General features: G+C 63.7%; 22 protein-coding genes. 3 read left to right on the top strand and 19 right to left on the bottom strand.

Going from position 1 to position 22,342, the window contains the following annotated elements:
• Window positions 1-24: 24 nt before the first annotated feature.
• On the top strand, window positions 25-1,269 hold the full coding sequence (locus ACT009_RS14710) for a tyrosine-type recombinase/integrase (RefSeq protein ID WP_445191808.1): 1,245 nt from the start codon (window positions 25-27) through the stop codon (window positions 1,267-1,269).
• Window positions 1,270-1,344: 75 nt separating this feature from the next.
• Window positions 1,345-2,444 (top strand): IS3 family transposase gene (locus ACT009_RS14705; RefSeq protein WP_445191807.1). Its coding sequence is split into 2 segments (ribosomal slippage): window positions 1,345-1,597 and window positions 1,597-2,444, totalling 1,101 coding nucleotides; the frame shifts between segments, so codons are not numbered across the junction.
• A 369-nt stretch (window positions 2,445-2,813) separates the two neighbouring features.
• On the opposite strand, the gene ACT009_RS14700 is transcribed toward ACT009_RS14705, so the two are convergent.
• Genes ACT009_RS14700 through ACT009_RS14690 form a run of 3 tightly spaced genes read right to left on the bottom strand, consistent with a single transcriptional unit; the run spans window position 2,814 to window position 4,857 of the window.
• A complete protein-coding gene (locus ACT009_RS14700; RefSeq protein ID WP_445191806.1) occupies window positions 2,814-3,872 on the bottom strand; it encodes an acyltransferase family protein in 1,059 nt (352 codons plus the stop codon).
• Window positions 3,869-4,417, bottom strand: coding sequence for a D-glycero-alpha-D-manno-heptose-1,7-bisphosphate 7-phosphatase (locus ACT009_RS14695; RefSeq protein ID WP_445191805.1), 549 nt, complete (start codon window positions 4,415-4,417; stop codon window positions 3,869-3,871). Before ACT009_RS14695 ends, ACT009_RS14700 begins: the two co-directional genes overlap by 4 nt.
• Window positions 4,414-4,857 carry an adenylyltransferase/cytidyltransferase family protein gene (locus ACT009_RS14690; protein WP_445191804.1) on the bottom strand — a complete coding sequence of 148 codons (444 nt, stop codon included), beginning with the start codon at window positions 4,855-4,857 and terminating at the stop codon, window positions 4,414-4,416. The genes ACT009_RS14695 and ACT009_RS14690 overlap by 4 nt, the downstream gene beginning before the upstream one ends.
• Window positions 4,858-4,907: 50 nt before the next feature.
• Here ACT009_RS14690 and ACT009_RS14685 point away from each other — a divergent pair, with 50 nt between their 5' ends.
• A complete protein-coding gene (locus ACT009_RS14685) occupies window positions 4,908-5,474 on the top strand; it encodes a D-sedoheptulose-7-phosphate isomerase (RefSeq protein ID WP_445191803.1) in 567 nt (188 codons plus the stop codon).
• Between the two features lie 45 nt (window positions 5,475-5,519).
• Here the strand turns inward: ACT009_RS14685 and rfaD are convergent, their stop codons facing one another.
• The 16 genes from rfaD to rfbF all read right to left on the bottom strand — a co-directional run bounded on the left by rfaD (window position 5,520) and on the right by rfbF (window position 22,342).
• On the bottom strand, window positions 5,520-6,509 hold the full coding sequence (rfaD, locus tag ACT009_RS14680; protein WP_445191802.1) for an ADP-glyceromanno-heptose 6-epimerase: 990 nt from the start codon (window positions 6,507-6,509) through the stop codon (window positions 5,520-5,522).
• On the bottom strand, window positions 6,506-7,447 hold the full coding sequence (rfaE1, locus tag ACT009_RS14675; protein ID WP_445191801.1) for a D-glycero-beta-D-manno-heptose-7-phosphate kinase: 942 nt from the start codon (window positions 7,445-7,447) through the stop codon (window positions 6,506-6,508). The genes rfaD and rfaE1 overlap by 4 nt, the downstream gene beginning before the upstream one ends.
• Window position 7,448: 1 nt before the next feature.
• On the bottom strand, window positions 7,449-8,435 hold the full coding sequence (locus ACT009_RS14670; RefSeq protein ID WP_445191800.1) for a hypothetical protein: 987 nt from the start codon (window positions 8,433-8,435) through the stop codon (window positions 7,449-7,451).
• A gap of 10 nt (window positions 8,436-8,445) precedes the next feature.
• Window positions 8,446-9,657, bottom strand: a complete 1,212-nt coding sequence (locus ACT009_RS14665) for an NAD-dependent epimerase/dehydratase family protein (protein ID WP_445191799.1) — start codon at window positions 9,655-9,657, stop codon at window positions 8,446-8,448.
• 11 nt (window positions 9,658-9,668) lie between these two features.
• Complete coding sequence (locus ACT009_RS14660) at window positions 9,669-10,538, bottom strand: hypothetical protein (RefSeq protein ID WP_445191798.1); 870 nt, start codon at window positions 10,536-10,538, stop codon at window positions 9,669-9,671.
• The gene (locus tag ACT009_RS14655) at window positions 10,535-11,686 is read right to left on the bottom strand and encodes a glycosyltransferase family 2 protein (protein ID WP_445191797.1); all 1,152 of its coding nucleotides are present in this window, start codon (window positions 11,684-11,686) and stop codon (window positions 10,535-10,537) included. The genes ACT009_RS14660 and ACT009_RS14655 overlap by 4 nt, the downstream gene beginning before the upstream one ends.
• A 41-nt stretch (window positions 11,687-11,727) precedes the next feature.
• Window positions 11,728-13,278 carry a lipopolysaccharide biosynthesis protein gene (locus tag ACT009_RS14650; protein ID WP_445191796.1) on the bottom strand — a complete coding sequence of 517 codons (1,551 nt, stop codon included), beginning with the start codon at window positions 13,276-13,278 and terminating at the stop codon, window positions 11,728-11,730.
• Window positions 13,279-13,280: 2 nt separating this feature from the next.
• Window positions 13,281-14,618 carry an O-antigen polymerase gene (locus ACT009_RS14645; protein WP_445191795.1) on the bottom strand — a complete coding sequence of 446 codons (1,338 nt, stop codon included), beginning with the start codon at window positions 14,616-14,618 and terminating at the stop codon, window positions 13,281-13,283.
• Between the two features lie 90 nt (window positions 14,619-14,708).
• Window positions 14,709-16,202, bottom strand: coding sequence for a glycosyl hydrolase family 28-related protein (locus ACT009_RS14640; RefSeq protein ID WP_445191794.1), 1,494 nt, complete (start codon window positions 16,200-16,202; stop codon window positions 14,709-14,711).
• A gap of 2 nt (window positions 16,203-16,204) precedes the next feature.
• The gene (locus ACT009_RS14635) at window positions 16,205-16,963 is read right to left on the bottom strand and encodes a cephalosporin hydroxylase family protein (protein WP_445191793.1); all 759 of its coding nucleotides are present in this window, start codon (window positions 16,961-16,963) and stop codon (window positions 16,205-16,207) included.
• Between the two features lie 50 nt (window positions 16,964-17,013).
• Window positions 17,014-17,676, bottom strand: coding sequence for a NeuD/PglB/VioB family sugar acetyltransferase (locus tag ACT009_RS14630; RefSeq protein ID WP_445191792.1), 663 nt, complete (start codon window positions 17,674-17,676; stop codon window positions 17,014-17,016).
• Complete coding sequence (locus ACT009_RS14625) at window positions 17,649-18,746, bottom strand: DegT/DnrJ/EryC1/StrS family aminotransferase (RefSeq protein ID WP_445191791.1); 1,098 nt, start codon at window positions 18,744-18,746, stop codon at window positions 17,649-17,651. Before ACT009_RS14625 ends, ACT009_RS14630 begins: the two co-directional genes overlap by 28 nt.
• Window positions 18,743-19,966, bottom strand: coding sequence for a methyltransferase domain-containing protein (locus ACT009_RS14620; RefSeq protein WP_445191790.1), 1,224 nt, complete (start codon window positions 19,964-19,966; stop codon window positions 18,743-18,745). Before ACT009_RS14620 ends, ACT009_RS14625 begins: the two co-directional genes overlap by 4 nt.
• On the bottom strand, window positions 19,963-20,523 hold the full coding sequence (locus ACT009_RS14615) for a dTDP-4-dehydrorhamnose 3,5-epimerase family protein (RefSeq protein WP_445191789.1): 561 nt from the start codon (window positions 20,521-20,523) through the stop codon (window positions 19,963-19,965). Before ACT009_RS14615 ends, ACT009_RS14620 begins: the two co-directional genes overlap by 4 nt.
• Window positions 20,520-21,575, bottom strand: coding sequence for a CDP-glucose 4,6-dehydratase (gene rfbG, locus ACT009_RS14610; RefSeq protein ID WP_445191788.1), 1,056 nt, complete (start codon window positions 21,573-21,575; stop codon window positions 20,520-20,522). Before rfbG ends, ACT009_RS14615 begins: the two co-directional genes overlap by 4 nt.
• Window positions 21,572-22,342: a glucose-1-phosphate cytidylyltransferase gene (gene rfbF / locus ACT009_RS14605; protein ID WP_445191787.1), complete on the bottom strand. Its 771-nt coding sequence runs from the start codon at window positions 22,340-22,342 to the stop codon at window positions 21,572-21,574. Before rfbF ends, rfbG begins: the two co-directional genes overlap by 4 nt.

The raw sequence follows: 22,342 nt of genomic DNA, 5'->3' as shown, positions 1-22,342 counted from the left end.
TCGTCCGCAGGCGAACGGTCACGGTTGCCAAAAGCCAAGTTGCTAGTGGGCATCAAAGTGGGCACAAGAAGCTTGTTAGGAGCGATCGTGTCGCGCGCAATCAACCGGCTGACCGTACGACAGGTGCAGGCAATCACAACTGTGGGCCGCCACTCTGACGGTGGCGGTTTATACCTCCGCGTGACGCCGGGCGGAGCACGCTCATGGGTCTTTATGGCTGCGCTATCGGGCAAGCGAACCGAAATCGGGCTCGGAGCCGCGTCGTCGGTACCGTTAGCCAGCGCCCGGCGGCTAGCCACCCAGATGCGCGAAGCAATTGCTCTCGGGACTGAGCCCCGAGCGGTTCTGGTCAGTCCTGAGCCCGCTCGCGCCGCTGCGACCTTCGGCTCCTTTGCCGACGAATACATCGAGAGCGTGCAAGACGGCTGGAAGAACCGTACGCATCGCGACCAATGGCGGAACTCGCTGCGGGATCATGCAGGCGGGCTTCGCAACCTGGCGCTCGAAGATGTCGGAACCGACGCCGTACTTGCTGCGCTGCGGCCAATTTGGCTTTCAAAACCCGAAACGGCCAGCCGCGTGCGAGGTCGCATCGAGAAGATATTGGCAGCGGCAAAAGCGCGGGGCTTGCGTCCGCAAGACGCGATCAACCCAGCCACCTGGCGGGGTCACTTGGACGTTCTACTGCCTAAGCAGTCCAAATTGACCAGAGGTCATCATGCCGCGCTTCCCTATGGCGAGGCTCCGCAGTTCATGGTTGAGTTGGCGGCACGATCCGCTGTTTCGGCGCGGTGCCTAGAGTTCACGATCTTCACGGCCGCTCGCTCCGGCGAGGCACTGGGGGCAACATGGAGCGAAATAGATCTCGAGCAGCGGGTCTGGCTTGTACCGGCCGATCGCATGAAAGCCGGAGCGGATCACATCGTCCCGCTGTCGGAGGGCGCCATGCGTGTTCTAGAAGCGCGCGCGCCTTCGTCGCACAAGCAAACGGAAGCGATCTTCTCGATCGGTGGCGCTCGGCGGAGCAACATGGCTATGAGCATGCTCCTACGCCGGATGGGGTGCGGCGCGATTACAGTACACGGTTTTCGCTCTACGTTCCGTGACTGGGCAGGCGACGTTTCAAACTTCCCGCGAGAAATCATCGAACAAGCGCTTGCGCACACAATATCGAATAAGGCGGAGCGCGCCTATCGCAGAGGTACAGCTGTGGAACGGCGCCGCGCGTTGATGGAAGCTTGGTCATCATTCTTGATTGGCAGCCATTGACGTCCCCCCTGTTTTTTAGCCCAATCTGAGCGGGAGTTTTCCGGCTTTAAATAGCCTTCGGGCAAGGAGCTGGACATGAAGAAGTCGAGGTACACGGACGAGCAAATCGCCTTCGCGCTGAAGCAGGCGGAAACGGGCACGACGGTAGCCGAAGTCATCCGGCGGATGGGGATCTCGGAGCAGACGTTCTACCGCTGGAAGAAGGTGTACGGCGGTCTCGGCGTCGGCGAGCTGAGGCGCTTGAAGCAGCTCGAGGATGAGAACCGGCAGTTGAAACAACTGGTTGCCGACCTGAGTCTGGACAAGCACATTCTGCAGGATGTCCTGTCAAAAAAGCTCTGACGCCTGGACGACGACGCGAGCTCGTTGCGTACGTCCAGGCGTCCCATGCCGTGAGCGAACGGCGCGGCTGCTCGGCGCTGGGCGTCGAGCGGTCATCGGTGCGCTACATCTCTCATAAGCCGGACCAGACACCGCTGGTGATGCGCATCCGTGATCTGGCGGCAACGCGGACGCGCTATGGCTATTTCCGGATCTACATTCTGCTGCGCCGTGAAGGATGGGTCGTGAACCACAAACGCATCTATAGACTATATCGGAATGATGGACTGAGCCTTCGGCTCAAGAAGCCACGGCGCAACGTCAGCGCTGCCGACCGGGAACGCCAGCCAGCGGCACTGGCGGCGAACGAGATGTGGTCGATGGATTTCGTCTCGGACGCTCTGTTCGACGGCCGGCGGTTAAGAGCGCTGACCGTGGTTGACGCCTTCACCCGTGAAGCTTTGGCCATTGACGTCGACCAAGGGATCAAGGGCGAGCAAGTGGTCGAGGCGATGGCACGGATCTCCTCGATCCGCGGAGCGCCCAGGACCATTCGCGTGGACAATGGGCCAGAGTTCATCTCGAAGGCGCTTGACCGATGGGCTTACGAAAACGGCGTTACGCTCGACTTCAGCCGACCGGGCAAGCCTACGGACAATGCTTTCGTGGAATCGTTCAACGGCCGCCTACGCGACGAGTGCCTGAACGCACATTGGTTCCTGTCCATCGCCGACGCTCGATCCAAGATCGAGGCTTGGCGCAAAGACTATAACGAGAGCCGTCCTCACACATCGCTTGGCTGGATGACGCCGGTCGAATATGCTGCTGCCGCGGCCATCAAAGCGGCCGAATGAACGCCGGAATCTCACCCTCAGCCTGGATGAGAAACCAGGGGACCCTCAGTATGCTAGCGAAAAGCAGCGATCAACTGCTAGTCAGCAACTGCCGCTTGCACGGCTGCAAAACGGGGGAGCCAGGCACCAGCCGTGCCCCTAAGGGCGTCCGAAGCACCTTCGGTCGCTCGAAACGCTACTGCCTATGTGCGGGGCTTAGAAGCTCGCAGGGACGTCGAGCGTAGGCCCATTATAAAATGCTGACGAGCTCTTGGCGAGCGAGCGCGCACCCCTGTCGGCTGGCAGTGACTAGTCGCCGGACTCAATGCGAGACTGGCTCGATTTTGAAATCTTACGCTTTCCGCCGGCGAGTGCCTTCACCGCATCCCGCTAGCCTGCGGTATTAGTTCCGACTTCGGCACGGTAGTGGCTGTCACGACGCAGGAAGCGCTTTTCGACCAGATGCCACATCAGTACCGCGCACAGCAATGCGGTCGCCATGCCCGTCAGGAGAAACCCCGTCACCGACCATGCCGGAGCGGCGAGGGCGACGAGAAGCTGCAGGATTGGGAAGTGGACGATGTAGATGCCGTACGAGAAGTCGCCATAGCGGCCGAACCGTCCCAGATACGGCCCAAACGCAACGCCCATGACCATGAGCGCGACCGCGACCGGGCGGAACAGCGGCGCCAGTACTAAACCGGACAGGAGAAACAGCGCCAGACCAGTTACGATCATCACGATCGGACGCGTGCCCAGCCGATCGTGATGATAGTAGATCGCCGCGCCCGCCACGAAATAGGTCATCTGACCCGGCAACTGGCGCCCCAATTCTAGAAAGGCCCCGCTGTGCCGCGCCGCGGCAAACCACGTCATCGCCATGCCGTAGAGGAACGAGGCGATGTAGAGCAAGATCAGCGTCGGCGTTCGGCCGACGCTACGGAACAGCCAGACGCAGACCGGCACAGCGATGTAGAAGGCCACCTCGATCTTGAGCGTCCACAAGGCACCGTTCACCGCCTGGACCGGATTGTTCGCGAAGACGCCGGGCAGATCCGGGCCGAGAAAGTTCAGAAAGACCAGATTGGCGGCAAGGTAGCGCCACAGCCCGCCATCGGCGAAATATGCGCCGGGCGATAGGCTGCTCGCTAGCCCCAGCCCGAACCCGCAGACCAGGATCACCATCGCATAGGCTGGATAGATACGCCGGATCCGCTTGGCGGCGTAGGATTGCAACGTCCTGGAGCGTTCATAGCTCTGGAAGATCAGAAAGCCGCTGATGACGAAAAACGCCTGCACCGCCAACGTCGAGGAGATCAGCCGCGACAGGAAGGATAAGGCGCCGACGCCCGAAAGATCATGGGCATGCGATACGAGCACCATCGCGGCTAGCGTGAAGCGGACAATGTCCAGATTGTTTCGCGTCGGCACCGGTTGCGTGGACGTCACACCATGGTCTCCCCAGGATCCGCCAATAGCGATCGGACACAGGCAAGCAAATCGGCACCCCCACCCTCGGCACCGACCAGCGCCGGCTCGCCTGGTCCGACCAGAAAACAGCGCCCGACGCCGGCCGCACGACCCGCTGCAATGTCCGAAGGCTTGTCGCCGAACAGCACCGAGTCCCGCAACGAGACGCCGGTGATCGCCGCTCCGTCGAGCAGCATCCCCGGCTGCGGCTTGCGGCACGCACACCTGTCCGCGGGAGCATGAGGGCAATGGATGATCGCGGCGAACGCCACGCCGTGCGCCGCCAGCAACTCGGTCATGCGCTCGGTCACGCGCTCGTAATCCACTTTGGAATAATAACCGCGACTGATACCCGACTGGTTGGTGACGACGACCAGCACATAACCGGCGTCGCGCAACCGGCGCAGCGCCTCGGCCACGCCGTCGATCAGTACGAAGTCCTCGGCCCGCCCGACATAGGACAGGTCGTGGTTGATGACGCCATCCCGGTCCAGGAACGCCGCGCGACGCGGCTGCGGTATCACGGATGGGTCCTGGCGCGACGCAACAGATCGGTCGTCGAGAAGCCCTCGACGAACGGCAGGATGATCGTGCTCCCGCCCCATTGGCGCATCATCTCCGCTTCCGGCAGGCGATCGATCGTATAGTCGCCGCCCTTGACGTAGATGTCGGGCCGCACCCGTGCCAGCAGCGCCAACGGCGTCGCGTCTTCGAAGACGCCGATCGCGGACACGCTTTCCAATGCTGCCAGCACGGTCGCGCGATCCTCCGCCCGGTTGAGCGGTCGGTCCGGCCCCTTGCCCAGCATCCGCACCGACGCATCCGAATTGAGTCCCACGAACAAGGCCGATCCCAGCGCCCGAGCCGCGGCAAGATAGGTTACATGACCGCGGTGCAGGACGTCGAACACCCCGTTGGTGAAGACCAGCGGGCGCGACAGTGCGTCGGCTCGCCGCGTTGACATGTCCCAGATTTTATCCTCCAAGCCGCGCCTCCTGATCGGGACCTTTAGTCATGTCGGTATTTGCACAGAATCTGGCCGAGCACCGCACGCTATTCGCCACGCTGGACGGGCTGGAGGCGGAGGTCATTCGCGCCGGCGACGCCATCGCCGCGGCATTGCAGGCGGGGGGCAAGGTCATGTTCTGCGGCAATGGCGGATCAGCCGCGGACAGTCAGCATCTTGCGGCGGAATTCACCGGACGCTTCATCGCCGATCGCCGGCCGCTCGCAGGCCTGGCGCTGAGTACCGACAGTTCGGCGCTGACATGCATAGGCAACGATTACGGGTTCGATCACGTGTTCGCGCGCCAACTGGAAGCGCTGGGTCGTGCGGGAGATTGCCTGGTGGGGATCTCGACGTCGGGCAATTCGCCCAACGTAATCCACGCCTTTCGACACGCGCGCGCTACCGGCATCGTCACCATCGGCCTGCTGGGGCGTGACGGCGGTGAACTGGCCCAGCTGTCCGACATCGCGATCGTGGTACCCAGTCCCACCACCGCGCGCATCCAGGAGGCGCACATCATGATCGGCCATACCCTGTGCGGTATGGCCGAGCGGGCGCTGGGGCTCGCCTGAAGCCGCCAAGGCCCCACCGATCACTCTTCCCGGAATGCCGCTGCCCTATTGATCGAGTAGCCGCTCGACATAGGCGCCGACACCCTCTTCGACGGACATGAACGGCGCGTCGTACCCGACGGCGCGGAGGCGCCCGATGTCCGCCTGAGTGAAGCTCTGATACTTGCCCCGCAGCGCGTCGGGGAATTCGACATATTGGACTAGGCCGCAAGCGACCTGATCGTCCAGCGACAGCACAGGCAGCTGGTCACGCGCACGGATCCCATTGACTACCGTTCGAGCAATGTCGTTGAACGGCTGCGCCCTGCCGGTACCCAAATTGAAGATGCCCGAGGCCTCGGGATGATCGAGAAACCACAGCTTGACCCGGACCAAGTCGTCGACATGGACGAAGTCGCGGCTGTGTTCGCCAGGCCCGTAGCCGCCATAGTCGCCGAACAACGCCACACGCCCCTGGTCGCGGAACTGGTTGACGTGGTGAAAGGCGACGGAAGCCATCCGGTCCTTGTGCGCTTCGCCCGGGCCATAGACGTTGAAGTAGCGAAAACCAGCGACCTGCGTCGCCAGCTCTGCAGCCCGCCGGCGCACCACATTGTCGAACAACAGCTTGGAATAGCCATAGACGTTGAGCGGTCGCTCGTTTTCCGGTTCCTCGGCGAAGCGGCTGCCCCCGCCATAGACCGCAGCAGTCGACGCATAGAGCAGCCGTGCGCCCGTCTCAGCGCACACGTCGAGCAGCCGCCGGCTGCAGCGATAGTTCAGCTCCATCATCAGCCGCCCATCCTGTTCCATGGTGTCGGAGCAGGCCCCTTCGTGAAGGATGGCGTCGAAGCGACCCAGCCGCCCCTCCTCGAGGAGATCATAGAAGTCGCGATGATCGAGATAGTCGGCGATGCGCGCACCCGCCAGATTGGGGAATTTGCGCGCATCGGTCAGGTCATCGACCGCGACGATGTCGTCGATGCCGGCCGCGTTGAGGCCGCGCAGCATGTTGCCGCCGATGAACCCGGCCGCCCCCGTTACTGCAACTCTCATGCGAACAGCTCCTGATAGGTGAGGGCGGACGTGCCGAACTTGCCGACCACGAGGCCGCCCGCCCGATTGGCCACCGGTACCGCCTGACGCAGCGTCGCGCCCGATGCCAGCATCACCGCCACCGTCGCCAACACGGTGTCGCCCGCACCGGTGACGTCGAACACCTCACGCGCCTGCGCCGGCATGTGGAGGTGACCGTCAGCATCGAACAGCGTCATGCCCTCCTCCGACCGGGTGACGAGCAGCGCCTCCAGCGACAATTCCGCGCGCAATGCTTGGGCGCGGGCATGAAGATCGTCCTCGTCGCGCCATGCACCAACCACCTGCGTCAGCTCGGCGCGGTTCGGCGTCAGCAGCGTTGCCCCGCGATAAGGACGCCAGTCGCGTCCCTTGGGGTCGATCAGAACCGGGCGCCCGTGGCGGCGCACGACGTCGATCTTGCGCTCGATCTGCGCCAAGCATCCCTTGCCGTAATCGGAAAACACGACGACCCGGTGGGCTGGCACGTGCGCCTCCAACGCCGCCACCAGGTCGTCTAACGTGCCGACGCACGGCCGATCCTCGAAATCGATCCGCAATAGCTGCTGCGCCCGGCCGCTAACTCGCAGTTTTACCGTCGTCTGCACGGTATCGTCGCCGCGCAGATCGTGCCGGATGCCCGCCGCCTCCAGCAGCCTGCGCATCCGATCGGCCGCATCGTCATGCCCAACCACCGACATCAGGTTGGGCATACCGCCCAGGCTTGCGATATTGACCGCGACGTTGGCAGCCCCGCCCAACCGGAACTCTTCGCGCCTGACCAACACTACGGGCACGGGCGCCTCGGGCGAAATGCGATCGACGTCGCCAAACCAATATCGGTCGAGCATGGCGTCGCCGACGACGAGCACGGAGGCGTTGCCGAAGTCGGCGGCGGGAACAGTCGGATCGATCGGCATGTCAGGCCTCACCAAGAACCTCGTCGATCCAGCCGTCGACGCTGTAGCGCGCCCGGATGGCGGGCGGGAGCTCACGGACCGGTCCCATTAGGAAATCGGGGTCGAACGCCGGTGCCCGGCGATCGATCACCAGGATGTTCGCCGGATCGTGAAAATCGTAATGGCGGATCTCGGCATTGGTGGTGATCAGCTTCTTGCGGGCGCCCAGCGCCTCGAAGGTGCGGATCGTCAGGCCCGTCTGCCGATCGTGCTCGATATCAAGGAACGCTAGAGACCGTGCGAACACGTTGCGCACCGCATCGCGCGACATCGGTGCATAGCTGAACATCGAGGCTGGGAGCCTGCGGAAATGGGGGTTGGTGATCCGCTGGTAGGGCAGCACCCACGGCGCCTTTAGATAGAGGAACCAATGGCGCGTCAGGTCCGCGGGCAGCATGCGATCGACCCGGTGGATGATCGCGGCTCGATCGCTGTGCGCCGTGCCGATGAAGCTGAGGTCGATGTCCGCCCGGTCGTTGGCCGGCAGGTCGAACTCAGGTGCGTAGAAGAGCGGGCGAAAACCGATGCCGTGTCGTTCGGCCGCGCGGCGGTCGAACGACAGCGCGCGGTCGTATCGCGGCAATGCAGCCACGGCGTACGGTTTGTTCTCGAATGAATCCCAGATATAGAAGGTGAACTTCGCGCGGGGGTAAGCGCCCCGCAACTCGGCGAGGAAACTGTCGCTCATGGTCTGGCCGTTGATGACCAGCACATGATCATAATGCGAGCGACCGGCTGCCGCGATCTGCTCGCGATAAATACGCGTCGCATGGCCGAGCACCGCGCGCCGGCCCAGCTTGGCGACCCCATGGAGCAGCGCTGAGTCAAACGGCCGGTCGGCCAGCACGTCCACGATCGCCCCGCGCCGGCGCAGCGCGTCCGCCAGCGTCCGGTCGTACCCGAAATAGGGCACCACCTGCATCAGGATGTGCTTGCCCGCCAGGTCCATAGCCATGCGATCAGCCCATCAGGTTGCGGGCGCGAAGCTCGTCATTCGCCTCCGCCAGCCGATCCTCGGGCAACGGCTGCGCACCAGCCCAGTCGGCAAAGAGCGACAGGCCGGTGCGCAGATCTACGGCCGGCCGGACCCCCAGCACCAATTCCAGCCGGCGGACGTCTGCGACGTTATGGCGGATATCGCCCAGCCGGAACTCGCCGGTGATGCGGATGGGGGAACTTCCGCCGAAGGCGTCGTTGAGCGCGCGGGCAACTGCCGCCACGCTACTGGCGATTCCGCTGCCGACGTTCAGCGTCGCCGACTGGTCGGCCGGCGCCGCCAACGCGGCCCTGATAGCGACCACGACGTCGCTGACATGGACGAAATCTCGCGTCTCTTCACCATCCTCGAAGATTGGCAGCTCCAGCCCGCGGCGGATGCGGGTGGAGAAGATCGAAAGGATGCCCGTGTACGGATTGTTGAGCGACTGACCCTCTCCATAGACGTTCTGGAAGCGCAGAATGGTCGCAGGAATGTCATTAGCGCTGGCGACGATCCGGACCAGATCCTCCTGCGCCAGCTTGGTCGCCGCATAAACGGAGGCCGGACGCGCGGGCGCATCCTCCGTCGTCGGGCGCGCCTCCATCGGCGCAGCGCAGCGCGGGCAGGGTTGATCCCACTCGCCGCGACGCATCGCGTCGGCCGTGCGGGCCGACGGATAAGCGGGATCGAGCCCGCACGCACCGCACGCAAACGCGCCTTCGCCATAGATGGAACGGCTGGACGACAGCACGATGCGTCGGATCGCATCGGATCGCCCCGCGATCGCTTCCATCATCCGAGCCGTCGCCTGGCTGTTCACCTCGTTATAGTGGCCGACCTGGTACATCGACTGGCCGGTGCCGGTTTCGGCCGCGAGGTGGACCACCGCGTCCGCCCCCTCCAGCACCTCGTCCCAGATCGCCGGATTGGTAACGGAAGCCTGGACGACCTCCACCAGCGGATGATCCCGCCAAGCAGGAAAGCCGCCATGCTCGCCGTGGATTTGTGGCGACAGATTGTCGAGGGCACGGACAGCAACACCGTCGTCGACCAACCGCTCCACCAAGTGGGTGCCGATGAACCCCGCCGCGCCAGTGACCAACACTTTGTGCATCAAACTATCGCCTTGCGTGATTTGCTGTAAACCGTCGGTCTGCGTCCGCCGGAACGTCGTGCGCGCATTGCCCGCCACGGCCGTCCCCGTCAAACCGGCGCCAGGAACGTTCCGACGCGCTCCAGCCAGGCCGGGTCGTCAAACAGACACCAATGCCCGTCCTCGAACACTGTTGCGGGCATCCAGAACGCGTTGGGGCGCGGGGTCAGCACAAAAACGGGAATGGCCAGGCTTTCCGCCAGATGCGCCGGAAGTGAGTCCGCGGAAAGAATGCAATCCGTGGACGCGATGGCATCGCGCAGCGCAGTGAACTGTCGCGGCACGACCGTGTGCGGCACCCCGCTGGCTTCCAGATCGGGACGTTCGCCGTCGAGTAGGAACAAGGTGGCGGCGACGCCGCGACGGGCCGCTTCGTCCATCACCGCGGCGACCAGCGGCGCCGGCAGGTTCTTGGCTGCGACCCGGCTGCCCGGAAAGATCCCCAGGCGATCGCGCTGCCCGGCCTCCGCCGCCCCGGGCGAAAGCAGGCGAAAGCCGGCATCGGTCAGGAGGCGCGCATAGCCGCCATAGATGTTGGGCGTGCCGGGCATGATGCTGGCAACGGGATGGCCGGCAGCGATGAGACGTTCGCGCCAGCCGACATGATCGAACAATAGCTGCGTCGATCGGTCGAGCGGCGCTCGCGCAACGGCGCCGCGTACCCGCCACAAGCTGCGCAGCGCAGCCGGCACCCCGTTTTTTCGGACATCGAAGATCGAGGGCACTCCGGCTTCGCCCGTGCCCAGCGCAATCACCTGGACGGGCGGGGCGACCGCATCGCATAACGAGCGCAGATGCGCTCCGATCGCGATCGTCAGGCGCGCACGGTCCGCTTCCGCTACCCGCGTCGCCGCGGCGCATGCGATCACGAAATCGCCGAACGCCTTTACCTGAAGAAAGCAGGCCTTCATCACCATCACCCCTGCCCGATGCGGCGCGCCGTGCGAAGCTGCGCAAAAGGCGCTCGCAGGTTGCGCGAGCGGCCGTGCGCGAGCAGATCCTGGAGAAGGTTCGCCGCGCCAAAGACGTCGCGCACGCCATGAGCCTCTGCGTCGATCGGCATCGCTGCGCCGAATGCACCCGCCAGGCGCAACAGCCGGTTCAGCTTGCCGCTTTTTGCCAGGGCGCCCCCTGGCGTGACGCCGGCCGCCCGCTCGGCCTGGTCCAGCCTGGCAACGGACAGACCACGGCGCTCGCGCATCTGGCGTTCAACCGCCATGGTGCGCACGATGTCCGCATGCGGAAAGATCGCATCGATCGAGGTGCCGAACGCATTAGCATAGCGAAGCGCGGACTCGACGATCAGGCTTCCAACCGTGCCGTGGTTCTCGAACCCCGGCAGGAAGCCGAGATCATCCTCCTGCTTCCATTTTCCGCGCTCCTCAGCCGTGCCCCCGCCGAAATGCGAAGCACCGTTGCTGCGCGCGGACCCGCCGTTGATGACTAAAGGTCGATGGCTGTAAGCGAAAGTGACGTCTTCCGCTGACAAGGCGATGGCTGAATAGATGTCGACTTGGCTGGATATGAAGAAACGGTTTTTCCGTGCTCGATCAATCAGATCACGGCGGACAAAATTGTGATAAATACACGGAAGCCGATAATAGTCGCTTGTCTGTAGCAGGCGCCTCAGTTCGTTTCGACTGTTACGATATTCGATACCGTCACGCCGTGGTAGCAATGCGGTTCCACGCCTGCCGCTCATCAGATCTGGCCAATAGTAATGCGCGCGCGCGGCCGCGACCGCCATCACGTCGCTTCGTTCGAACAGGCGATGCACCATTTCCGCGGTGTGGGCGAATATCCCGTCGTCGTCGCCGATAAAACCGAGGTAATCGCCCCTTGCCAGTTCCAACCCACGCTCGAAATTGTCGCGCATGCTCAAACGGATATCCGATCGGACATAGCGCAGACGCGGATCGCGGATCGCTTTGACGACATCGGCGGTGTCGTCGGTGCTGGCATTGTCGAGCACGAGGATCTCGACCGGCACGTCGCCCGATTGCAGCGCAGTGGCGATCGACGCGCCCACGTAACGCGCGCGATCGCGGCTGGGGATGACGATGCTCAACAGGGGCAATGTGCTTCTCCGGAGGGGCAGACATGCAGCCGCTAGCGGTGTCGCCGCAGATAGGCGAGCATTCTATCCCGCGGGAGGGGCAGCACGCACAGGATCGCGGCGGCGGTCGTACCGCCTGCGAGGACGAGGTCGGCGATCGCGCGCCAGCGCCCGATCCCCATTGGCACGACGCAGCGGAACGCCCACAATACGCCCGCCCCTGCCAGGCACGGCGCCAGCACCGACCGGAAAAACCAGGGTAGGATTTGCCTCGGCAACAGGCGCGCCATGACGAACAGCGACGTGACCGTCAGCGCCACGAGGTTCAGCGCCACCAGCGTGGCGGCAGCGCCAAGCCCCGCATAGTGCACCGTGGCCCAGTTCATCACCGGCACGGCCACCAGGATGGCGCCGGCATTGACCTTGTTCGTCAACGCGGTCCAGCCATGCGCCAGTTGTAGAATGTAGGGTGGATTTGCGAGGGCGTTCAGCACGCTTGCCGTCATCAGCAGTGCCAACACTGACGCGCCGGACGTCGCCACTCCGGCCTGCCCGGTCCAGGCGATCAGCGCACGTTCGGGAAGGGCGATGACAAGGAGGCCGATCGGCAGCACCATCAGTGCCAGCCACTGACTTGCCGCATGGAACATTGCGACCAGCTCTTCCGGGCGCCGTGCCTCGACCAGCGTGGTGAGGCGCGGCAGGATGGCAACCGTCATCGGCTGCACGAGCTGAAGCAGCCCGCTCGCTGCCGTGGCGGCCAGCGCATAGATGCCGAAATCCGCCAGCGGGACATGGTTGCCGACGATCAGCTTGTCCGCCTGCGTCAACAGGAAGACAAGGATCGAGCTTAGGAACATGCCGCCCGCAAAAGCGCGCACCGCATGCAGCTCGGTCAGGCTGAGCCGCGCAGGTTCCGACACATGCTGGCTGAGGAAGGCGTTCATCCGTCGCCGCAGCAGTAGCACGGAAAGAAGCGACACGAGGACATTCCAGCCGAAGAACAGCAGCACGTCGGCCCGCACCAGCGCGATGACCGCCAGCGCGCCCGCCCAGCGGGCGGTCTCGGTCGCAATCTGTACGAGATTAAGCCAGACCTGATCCTCGCCACCCTGAAGCGCGCCGCGATAGACCTGCTCCACCCAACGCATGGCTGCCAGCACACCCATTATCGTGATGGCGTACGCGACGCTGTCGGTCGGAAGTTTATCGGGCTTCAGCCACACGGTGGCGAGCATCGGTGCCGCGGCCGTCACGACAATCGCGATCAGCAATCCCAGCGCCAGCAGCAACAGCTCGATCGTACGCACAAGGTCGGAGAGCGACCGCCAGCTGCGCATGCCGGAGCGCGCGCGCACGACTTCCCGGTTCAGCGTCGGCGTCAGCCCGAAATCGAGTAACAGGGCCCAGGCCTGCACCACCGCGAAAGCCCCGATCAGGCCGTATGCCTCGCGCCCCAGCAGGGCCAGAAAAAACGGCAGACAGATAATGCCGATCACCGTCGCCCAGCCGCGCCCGACGTAATTGGCGATGACGTTCGCTCGCACCCTGGAGCGCGCAGGCACCGCCATCGTCGCGGAATCGGCAGACCGGTTGTCGTCCATGGTCACCGCGACAGCACGGAGCCCCGTGCCTCGTCAGAGCTGCCCGGCGGCAAGGGCAGAGCGATGACCTTGGGCTTGCCGATCAGCCGCATGCCCGACACCAGTGCGAAGAACACGCCGGCCTGCAGGGACAGCTTCACGGCCGGGATGATCCCGTCGCGAAAGTGCGGAATGAAGATCGCGATCGCGACCAGATAGGCACCGACGCGTGCAGGCACGAAACCGGCAGCAAGGCTGTCGTCCCATGCGTCCTTGAAGCGCATGATGCGCTCAAAGACATAGCCTATCAAGAAATGGACAAGCGCAACCGCGATCCATCCCCCCTGCAATACGGTTTCCGCCACGAACGTCGTCGCCCCCAGCGGAGCGACCCCCTTCAACGCCAGGTTGCCGGCGTACACCATGTCGTCCTTTCCCTCCCATACGAAACGGGGAATGAAGCCGAGCAGGGAGTTGAGGAAACGGGCGCCATATTCATAATTTAGAAGCTGCGTCTGCAGCCGCTCGGTAATACCGGGCAACGCGTGCCCCGCATACAATCCTTCCGAGAAGAACAGGAACAAACCCTGTTGGGCGTTCAGATTGTAATCGGCCCGCAGCGCCGACACGATCACCAGCACCGCGATCGCCCCCGCACCCAGCACCAGCCGCGCCGCTGCCGAGTTCAACCCGGACCGCTTTGACATCAGGATGACGGCAGGCGGGATGAACGCGGAGACAACCTCCAGCCGCTTGGCACGGATTGCCAGGATAACGAGCAGGATCACCATGGTCGCCGCGATCAGCAGCTTGAAGGGGATCCGGCCGGTTACCATGCCCAGGATCAGCGCATAGGCGATCGAAAGGCCCATGAACTCTAGCGTGATGTAAATAACGGCATTGCCGGTCGAGCCGCTCGCGTCCAACCCCTCCGTCGCATAGCCGGATAGGAATTCGCTTAAGCCGAACAGGTAGATGCCGGCACCGATCAGCAGGATGAGCGCAAGAAAGGTGAGCCTGAGCCTTTCTATGGCCAGCCTGTTGACCTGCGCGAACCTAGTCAGCGTTGGGCGGGGCGCCCGCATCGCCAGCAGGCGGCCCATATGCAACGCTACGAGGGCAATAGCGAGGAACCGGATGGAAAGCGCCGCCAATGACTGGTCCGCCGCAAATCCCGCCAGAAATACCATGTGCTCGTAATTGAGGTCGAAATAGCCACAGATTGCGAGCGGCACGCCGTAATAGCAAATCGAAATTGTCGCGACGTCAGCCGGATGCGGAAAGCGGTCGCGCACCAAGTTCACCGCCGAGTGCGCGGTCAACCACAAAGCAATCGCGACACACGCAAGGAACCAGATCATGAGAAGTTGTCTGTCTTTATGGCACGATCGCCGCGCCGCCTGCTGATACGACGCCGTAAGCCGCGGCGCTAGGGTCACGGGCTTCGGGGGTCAAGCGGAGGCGGCCGCCTCGATCGTCGGCGTGGCGCCGCCAAACTCCCGCGCGCTGAAACGAAGCCGGATGCCGGCAGGCGTATCGTCCTGCCGCGCGGGGCCGCGCGCGGCGCCCACGCTGGCGGTCGCTCCAAGGCTCCACGCCTGCTGCACCAGAACCCCCGTCGGGCGCGGGGCGACCACGAAATGCGCCGCGGCCGTCGGTGCGTCCGCATCCCGGCCGTTGACCGTCACTTGCCAGCGGGCACGGGGCCCGAGCCACGGCAACGAGACCTGATGCTCGCCCCCACTGCCGGTGGCGATGTGCACCACGCCGCGGACGTCGTTGATCGCGATCGTCCCGGCGGGATCACCATCGACCCGAATGGCGTCACGCGCGACCGTCTCGATCGTGCTCGACTGGACGCTGAGGGCGACTAGCCCGGGACCGACCCGCACCGCTTCCGAGGACAGCCGGCGGAAGACGCAGCCCGTCACGAGAAACCGGCCATTCCCGGTTCTGATGCCCTTGGCGGCAAGGCTCTGGTTGTATGCGGGGTTCGTGCGCTCGCCATCGAAGATACAGCCGCTGAGCGTCAGTGCCAGATCGACCCCGGCCCCTTGATTGACGGCATAGGCTGGCGCATTGCGAAAAGTGCAGGCCGTCACCGTCAGGTCGCTATGGCTTGCGCGACTGTAGATATAGCCCTCGAACGTATCGTACGGGACGTTGTTGGTGAACACGCAATTCGACACGGTGACGGCGGTGATATTCCTGGCCCCGTCACCCAGCAGGACCGATGCATATTTGGTATAGCAGAATACCGCATTGGTCACGGCGATGTCCCGGCAATCGCCGGCGAACGTCATGCCGTAATTCGCCAGATACATGTTCAGGTTGGAAAATACGACGTTCTGACTGTTGCGGATCAGAACACCGGTGAGGCACTGGTCGATCTCCACGTCGGAGATGATGCCATCAGCGGCTTCCACCTCAATGCCCAGTCCGACGGCGGTCAGGAACAGGGCGCTGATCTGGAAGCCCGGTATCGTTGCATAGACGAAGCCTTCGCTGGGCGCGCCGCCCAAACCCATCAGGCTTTCCAGGCGGACGGGAAGACCGCCGGGATCCTCGACCCCGCGGCCCTTGTCGCGCCGGCGCCCCATGATGAACGTGGACCTTTGCACGCCCGATGCGTCGATATAGGTCGAAAGGCCTTCGCCGATCAGCGACTGCCCCTTGCGCAGGAACACCGTGCCCTTCAGCCGATATTTGCCTGCCGGCACGATGATCGAGGAAAGCAGGTCCCATGACCATTCGGCATCGGCCTGCGTCGCGCGGTTGAACGCCTCGGTATCGTCGGTCACTCCGTCCCCCTTGGCGCCGAAGTCGCGTACGTTGCGGCTGGCGGTGCGCGGTGATGCCGGGGCGGCCGCGCACGAGGTCCCCAGCATCATTGCAGGAACCGCAGCCAGCGCCAGCGCCGTCCGGCGGGGGATCGGATCGCTCACGGTCATTCCGCCCGCTTAAGGAATCCGTCTGGTGCCACGGTAATCATCAGCTTGTTCTCGACTTCACGATCGATGCTGAAATCCGGCGCAGCCTTCAGATACTCCCACACCGCCGTCTTGGGATTGTCGCCCTTACCCCAGGGACGGTCTGGAAACATGTCGACACTCATGTCCTCGATTACAGTGTCGAAGACGATGCAGTAGCTTCCCTTCGAGACCAGCGGCGCATACGCCTCCAACTCGGCCAAGACATGGTCATGCGTATGGTTGGAATCGAGGATGACGAGCACCCGGGCATCGTCCGGGATCATGCCTTTGACCTGTTCCACAACGGCCGCGTCGATACTCGAACCCTGTACCAGCTCGATGCACGAGGCAAAGGGATGGGCCTCGATGGCGGCACGATTGTGCTCGCGGATGTCGATGTCGATGCCGATCACCTTGCGGGTCGTCGTCATGGACAGAGTCGCGTCGCCATGCTCGGCGGCTTCGTACATGTCGAGCAGCCGAAGCAGCGACGCGCTTAGGATGAGCGAGCCGCCATGCGCCACGCCCGCCTCTACGATGACGGTCGGGCGAACCGAGAAGATGATCTCCTGCAACGCGACGACGTCCTGCGGGTACTGGATGATGGGGCGGCCCAGCCACTGGAAGTGGTAGGAATATTTCCCCTTGTTTGCCTCGTCCATCCACCGGACGGTCGCATCCTTCAACGCGGCGTTCGAACCCTGGCGCTCGATCTCAACGGCGCTTTCCTGCATGAAACGCTGATAGGGCGTCATTATATACCTCGGCTGAAATGGCTTAAGAGTTATAGCGACCGGGCAGGACAGCCAACGACCGTATCACCCGGATTGACGTTCTCGGTAACCACTGCCCCGGCGCCCACCGTGGCGCCCGACCCGATGCTGATCCGGGGCAAGATCACTGCTCCTGTTCCGACAAAGGCGTCGTCGCCGATCCTGACCTCCCCGGCGGTTACCACCCCCGGTCCAATGTGCGCGCCATCGCCCACAAAAGCGTCATGGTCAACCTGTGCGCCGGTGTTGACAATCACACACGAGCCTAGCTTTGCCCCTGCGGCGATGATCGCACCCATCAGGATCTGCGTGCCCGCACCCACCAAAACATCTGATGCGATGCGTGCGAGCGGATGGATTAGGACGGGAGTGGCGATGCCGCGCGCCTGCAGAAACGCGGCGAGCCGACGACGCTCCGCGCCATGACTGCCACCAATGGCGATCGCTGCCGAGAGGGGAGAGAACGACGCGCGGCCCGCCAGCCATCGCTCCACGTCCGTCTCGTCGCGGAGCAGGATCGCGTCCGGAAAGGGAGATCGCTCCAGCCCGCGGTCGACCACCGCCACGATGCGGTCATTGCCGCCCAGCAACTCGGCAAGCACCCTCGCTTGCCCGGTGCCTCCCCAGAACAGGAACTCGCGAGCGATCAAAATTGCGCGCGAACCACGTCGCACACGCGGGCGATGTCGTCGCCGGTGATGTCATGGTAGCTTGGCAGGTTCACCGCCCGCCCGAACAGGCCGTAGCTGACCGCATTGTCTCGGCGTTCGTCGAACATCGGCAGCATGCTAAGTGGCCAGAAGAATACTCGCCCGTCGATGTTGTCATCGGCAAACGCCGAAAGCAGCGCTTCTCGATCGAACGCCATGCCCTCGTCGATGACGATGGTGGGCATCCAATAGCCATTAACGCACCCTTCAGGCTCAGGGTTCATCGACAAGGGCAGGCCATCGAGCCCTTGTGCATATTGTTCGAAGATCCATCGCTTCTGCGCGACCAGTTCCTCGATGCGCTCGATCTGCGCGCAGCCGATCGCGGCGGAAACGTTCGACATCTTGTACTTGAAGCCGACCTCCTCGGCCCAGAACTGTCGCTTCTGGCCACGGGCGCGACCGTGGTTGCTCAGCGTCAGGACGCGCTCGTACAAGTCCGGATCGCTGGTCACGAACATGCCGCCCTCACCGGTCGTCATGGTCTTCGTGCCATGGAAGGAGAAGGTGCCGAACCGCCCGATCGATCCGGCCCGCTGACCATGCCAATGCGAACCGAGTGCCTCGGCCGCGTCCTCAATCAGCGCGAGACCATGCCGGTCAGCGATATCCTGCAATTGGCCGAGCGCCGCCAGATTGCCGTAAAGATGCACGGCCACGATAGCCTTGGTCCGCGACGTCACCGCAGCCTCGACCCGATCGGGATCGAGGCACCAGCTATCGGGCAGCACGTCGACGAACACCGGCGTCGCTCCGACATGCACGACAGGCGCGACGGAGGCGATCCAGTTGATGTCGCCTAGGATCACCTCGTCGCCTTCACCGATCCCCAGCGCGGCCAGCCCCATGTGCATAGCGCCCGTGCAACTCGATGTGGAGATCGCATGGTCGACGCCAAGGTGCTGTGCGAACGCGTGCTCCAGTCGATGGATATAGTTGTAGCAGTCCGGGCCCCAGCCGTTGCGCGCGGCGTCGGTCGCATAGCCGACCTCCAGATCAGTGATCGACGGCTTGGTATAGTGGATCCGGTTCATAGGACCTCCAGCGTCGGTACCGCGACGACCAGCTGGGCGCCCCATTCGCGGGCATAGGCCAATTGTGCCTCGACCTCTTGGCGCAGGTTCCACGGCAGGATCGCGATCAGGTCCGGCCGGTCCTGGCGCAAACGCTCTTCGTCGACGATCGGGATGCGACTACCGGGCATGAAGTTGCCAGCCTTGGCCGGATTGCGATCGACCACATAGGCGATGAGGTCGGGGCGGATGCCGGCGAAGTTCAGCAGAGTGTTGCCCTTGGCCGCTGCGCCATAGGCGGCAACGGTCCGGCCGGCGCGCTTCTGTTCGATCAGAAAGGCGGTGAAGTCATGCTTCACCTTTTCCGCGCAAACTTGGAACCCGGCATAGTAATCGGCGGTATCGACCCCCGCGGCCCGTTCGCGCGCAAGCAGTTCGGTGACCCGATCCGACACCGGCCGGACCGCATCGGCACGCTGCGCATAGACGCGCAGACTGCCACCATGCGTGGGAAGCTCCTCGACGTCGAAGACCTGCAGACCGTTGGCAGCGAAGATTCGCTCCACCGCGATCAGCGACAGATAAGAATAATGCTCGTGATAGGCGGTGTCGAACTGGTTCTCCGCCACCATCCGTATCAAATGGGGAAATTCAAAGGTCGACACCCCTTCCGGCTTCAGCAACGCGGCAAAGCCAGCGACGAAATCATTGATATCGGGAACATGGGCAAGGACGTTGTTGGCCGCGGTCAGGTCCGCCGCCCGGCCCATCTTCGCCAACTCCTCGCCCAGCGTCTTGCCGAAAAAGCTTTCAACGATCTCAATTCCCTTCTCTCGCGCCGCTCGGGCCGTGCTCGCGGTGGGCTCGATGCCGTAATTGGGGATGCCGGCTTTGGCGACATACTGCAGCAGATAGCCGTCGTTGGCGGCGACCTCGACCACCATACTGTCCGCCGTGAGGCCTAACCGCTCCGTCATGGCATCGACGTAGAGGCGGCTGTGCTCCAACCAGCTGTCGGAAAAGGAGCTGAAATATGCATAATCGTCGGTAAACAGCGCCTCGCGCCCGGCATAATCCTCGGTCTGCACGAGCCAGCACGCCTCGCACACCATCAGCCGTAGCGGAAACCAAGTCTCAGGCGCGTGGAGCGTCGCGGGCTGCAGATAGGCGTTGGAAGGCGGGGCGGCGCCCAGGTCAAGAAACGGTGTACGCAGCGGTGTGCCGCAGTGACGACAGTTCAAAGGTGCACTCCTGCAAAATGAGCATCCAGCATCGGCCGCGTCCGATCGCGCTCCGACATGTCGGCGACCGGCAGCGGCCAATCGATGACGGCCTGCGGTTCCAGAGGACTAATCCCGGCATCCGCGGACGGCGCATAGCGCTGCGAATGGCAATAGATCAGCAGGACATCGTCGGTCAGCGTCTGGAAGCCATGCGCACATCCGGGCGGGATCAGCAAGCCGCGACCGTTCTCCGCCGACAGCGTTTCGCCATACCAGCGCATCAGCGTGCCGGATCCGGCACGGATGTCCAAGGCGACATCCATGACCGCGCCGCGCACGCAGGTCACCAGCTTGGCGTCGGCGAATGGCGCTTCTTGGTAGTGCATGCCGCGCACGCTCCCGCGTCGCGCGGTAAAGCTCTCGTTGACTTGGGCGATTGCGCCCGGCCAACCGGTCGGAGCGAGCTCGTCGGCACAGAAGACACGCGCGAAGTGACCGCGATGGTCGCCCAGCAGCTGACGCTCGATCACCTTGACGCCCGCGACGGGAGTGTCGTGGATCGTGAGCCGGCTCATGTTGCGGCTTCCCAGGCGTCGATGTCCGCCTCGCACAGCGCGCGAACGTCGGCACCCTCGTCCGCGCGGCGATACCAATTCATGGTTCGCTCGACCGCTTCCCCCAGCATCCAGCGCGGCGTGACGGCCAGAACGTTGCGCGCCTTGGCAGTTTCCAGCGTCAGCAGCCCTGCCTCGTGCGGACCCTGGACATCGCCGAAAAGCACCTCACCCCGGCCGAAACTACGTCGGGCGATCTCCACCACGGTGCGCACGTCGGCCGCTTCGTGCGTCAACGGTCCGAAGTTATAGGCGCCGGCTAGCGCCGGATCGGCATCCATCCGTTCGGCAAGGACCAAATAGCCGGCAAGCGGCTCCAGCACATGCTGCCATGGGCGTATCGCGTCCGGCCTTCGAATCTCAAGCGTCTCGCCCCGGCTCCAGGCCCGGATCGCATCGGGGAGGAGCCGGTCCTCCGACCAGTCGCCCCCGCCAATTACGTTGCCCGCGCGGGCAGAGGCCAAGCCTATCCCGCGCTCGCGCAGGAAGGATGCGCGATAGCTGTCGATCACAATCTCGCAGGCGGCCTTGCTGGCGCTGTAGGGATCGTGCCCGCCTAACCGATCATCCTCCCGGTACGGCAGGACGTGCTCCGCATTGTAATATACCTTATCCGTGGTGATCGCGACGATCGTGCGCGGCGGTTCTGACGTTCGGCAGGCCTCCAACAGGTGCACCGTGCCCAGCACGTTAGTGGAAAAGGTTTCTACAGGCACACGGTAGCTGGCCCGCACCAGTGGTTGCGCGGCAAGGTGAAACACGATCTCCGGTCGCGCCGCGCTCACCGCCGCGGCCAGTGCATCGGGGTCGCGGATGTCGAGAATATGATGGCGCTGGCCCTCATCGATGCGGGCTCGTAGAAACAGGCCGTTGTCGGGCGGCGCCAGGCCCAGCCCGGTAACATCCGCCCCCAACCGCGCGAGCCAAATCGCCAGCCATCCGCCCTTGAACCCCGTCGTGCCCGTCACCAGCACGCGGCGGCCATGCCAGAACGTCGCGGAAGGCGCGCTCACCACATCTTCCACGGCGCGCAGCCAGAGGTCCAGAGATTCTCCAGCAGCGCCTTCTCGCGCAGCGTGTCCATCGGCTGCCAAAAGCCCAGATGCTCGAACGCCATCAGCTGGCCCTCGCGCGCGATCGTTTCCAGTGGCGCCGCCTCCCAGCTCGTGCCGTCCTCGGCGATATAGTCAATCACCTTGGGCGATAGCACGAAAAACCCCCCGTTGATCAGAGCGCCGTCGCCACGCGGCTTTTCGGTGAAGCCGTTGACCTGCCCGTCGCGGACCTCCAGCGCACCATAGCGGCCTGGCGGGCGTACCGCAGTGACCGTGGCGAGCCGGCCATGTGCCCGATGAAAGGCGATCTCGGCCGTGATGTCGATGTCGGCGACACCGTCGCCATAGGTGAAGCAGAAGGCGTCCTCGTCCGCCACGTGATTGGCCACGCGCTTCAGCCGCCCACCCGTCATAGTATGCTCGCCCGTATCAATCAGCGTGACCTTCCACGGCTCCGCCCGGCGATGATGGACCTCGATCTCGTTGCGGCCCAGATCGATCGTAACATCTGAATTGTGCAAGAAGTAGTTGGCAAAATATTCTTTGATGAAATACCCGCGATAACCGCAGCACACGATGAATTCAGTCACGCCATGCGAAGCGTAGATTTTCATGATATGCCAGAGGATCGGTTTTCCGCCAATCTCCACCATCGGCTTGGGTCGTAGATGAGTTTCCTCGGACAGTCGCGTACCGAGTCCGCCCGCAAGTAGTACGGCCTTCAT

The organism is Sphingomonas sp. Tas61C01, from assembly GCF_052567495.1.
This window is presented reverse-complemented; position numbering and strand designations above follow the sequence as displayed.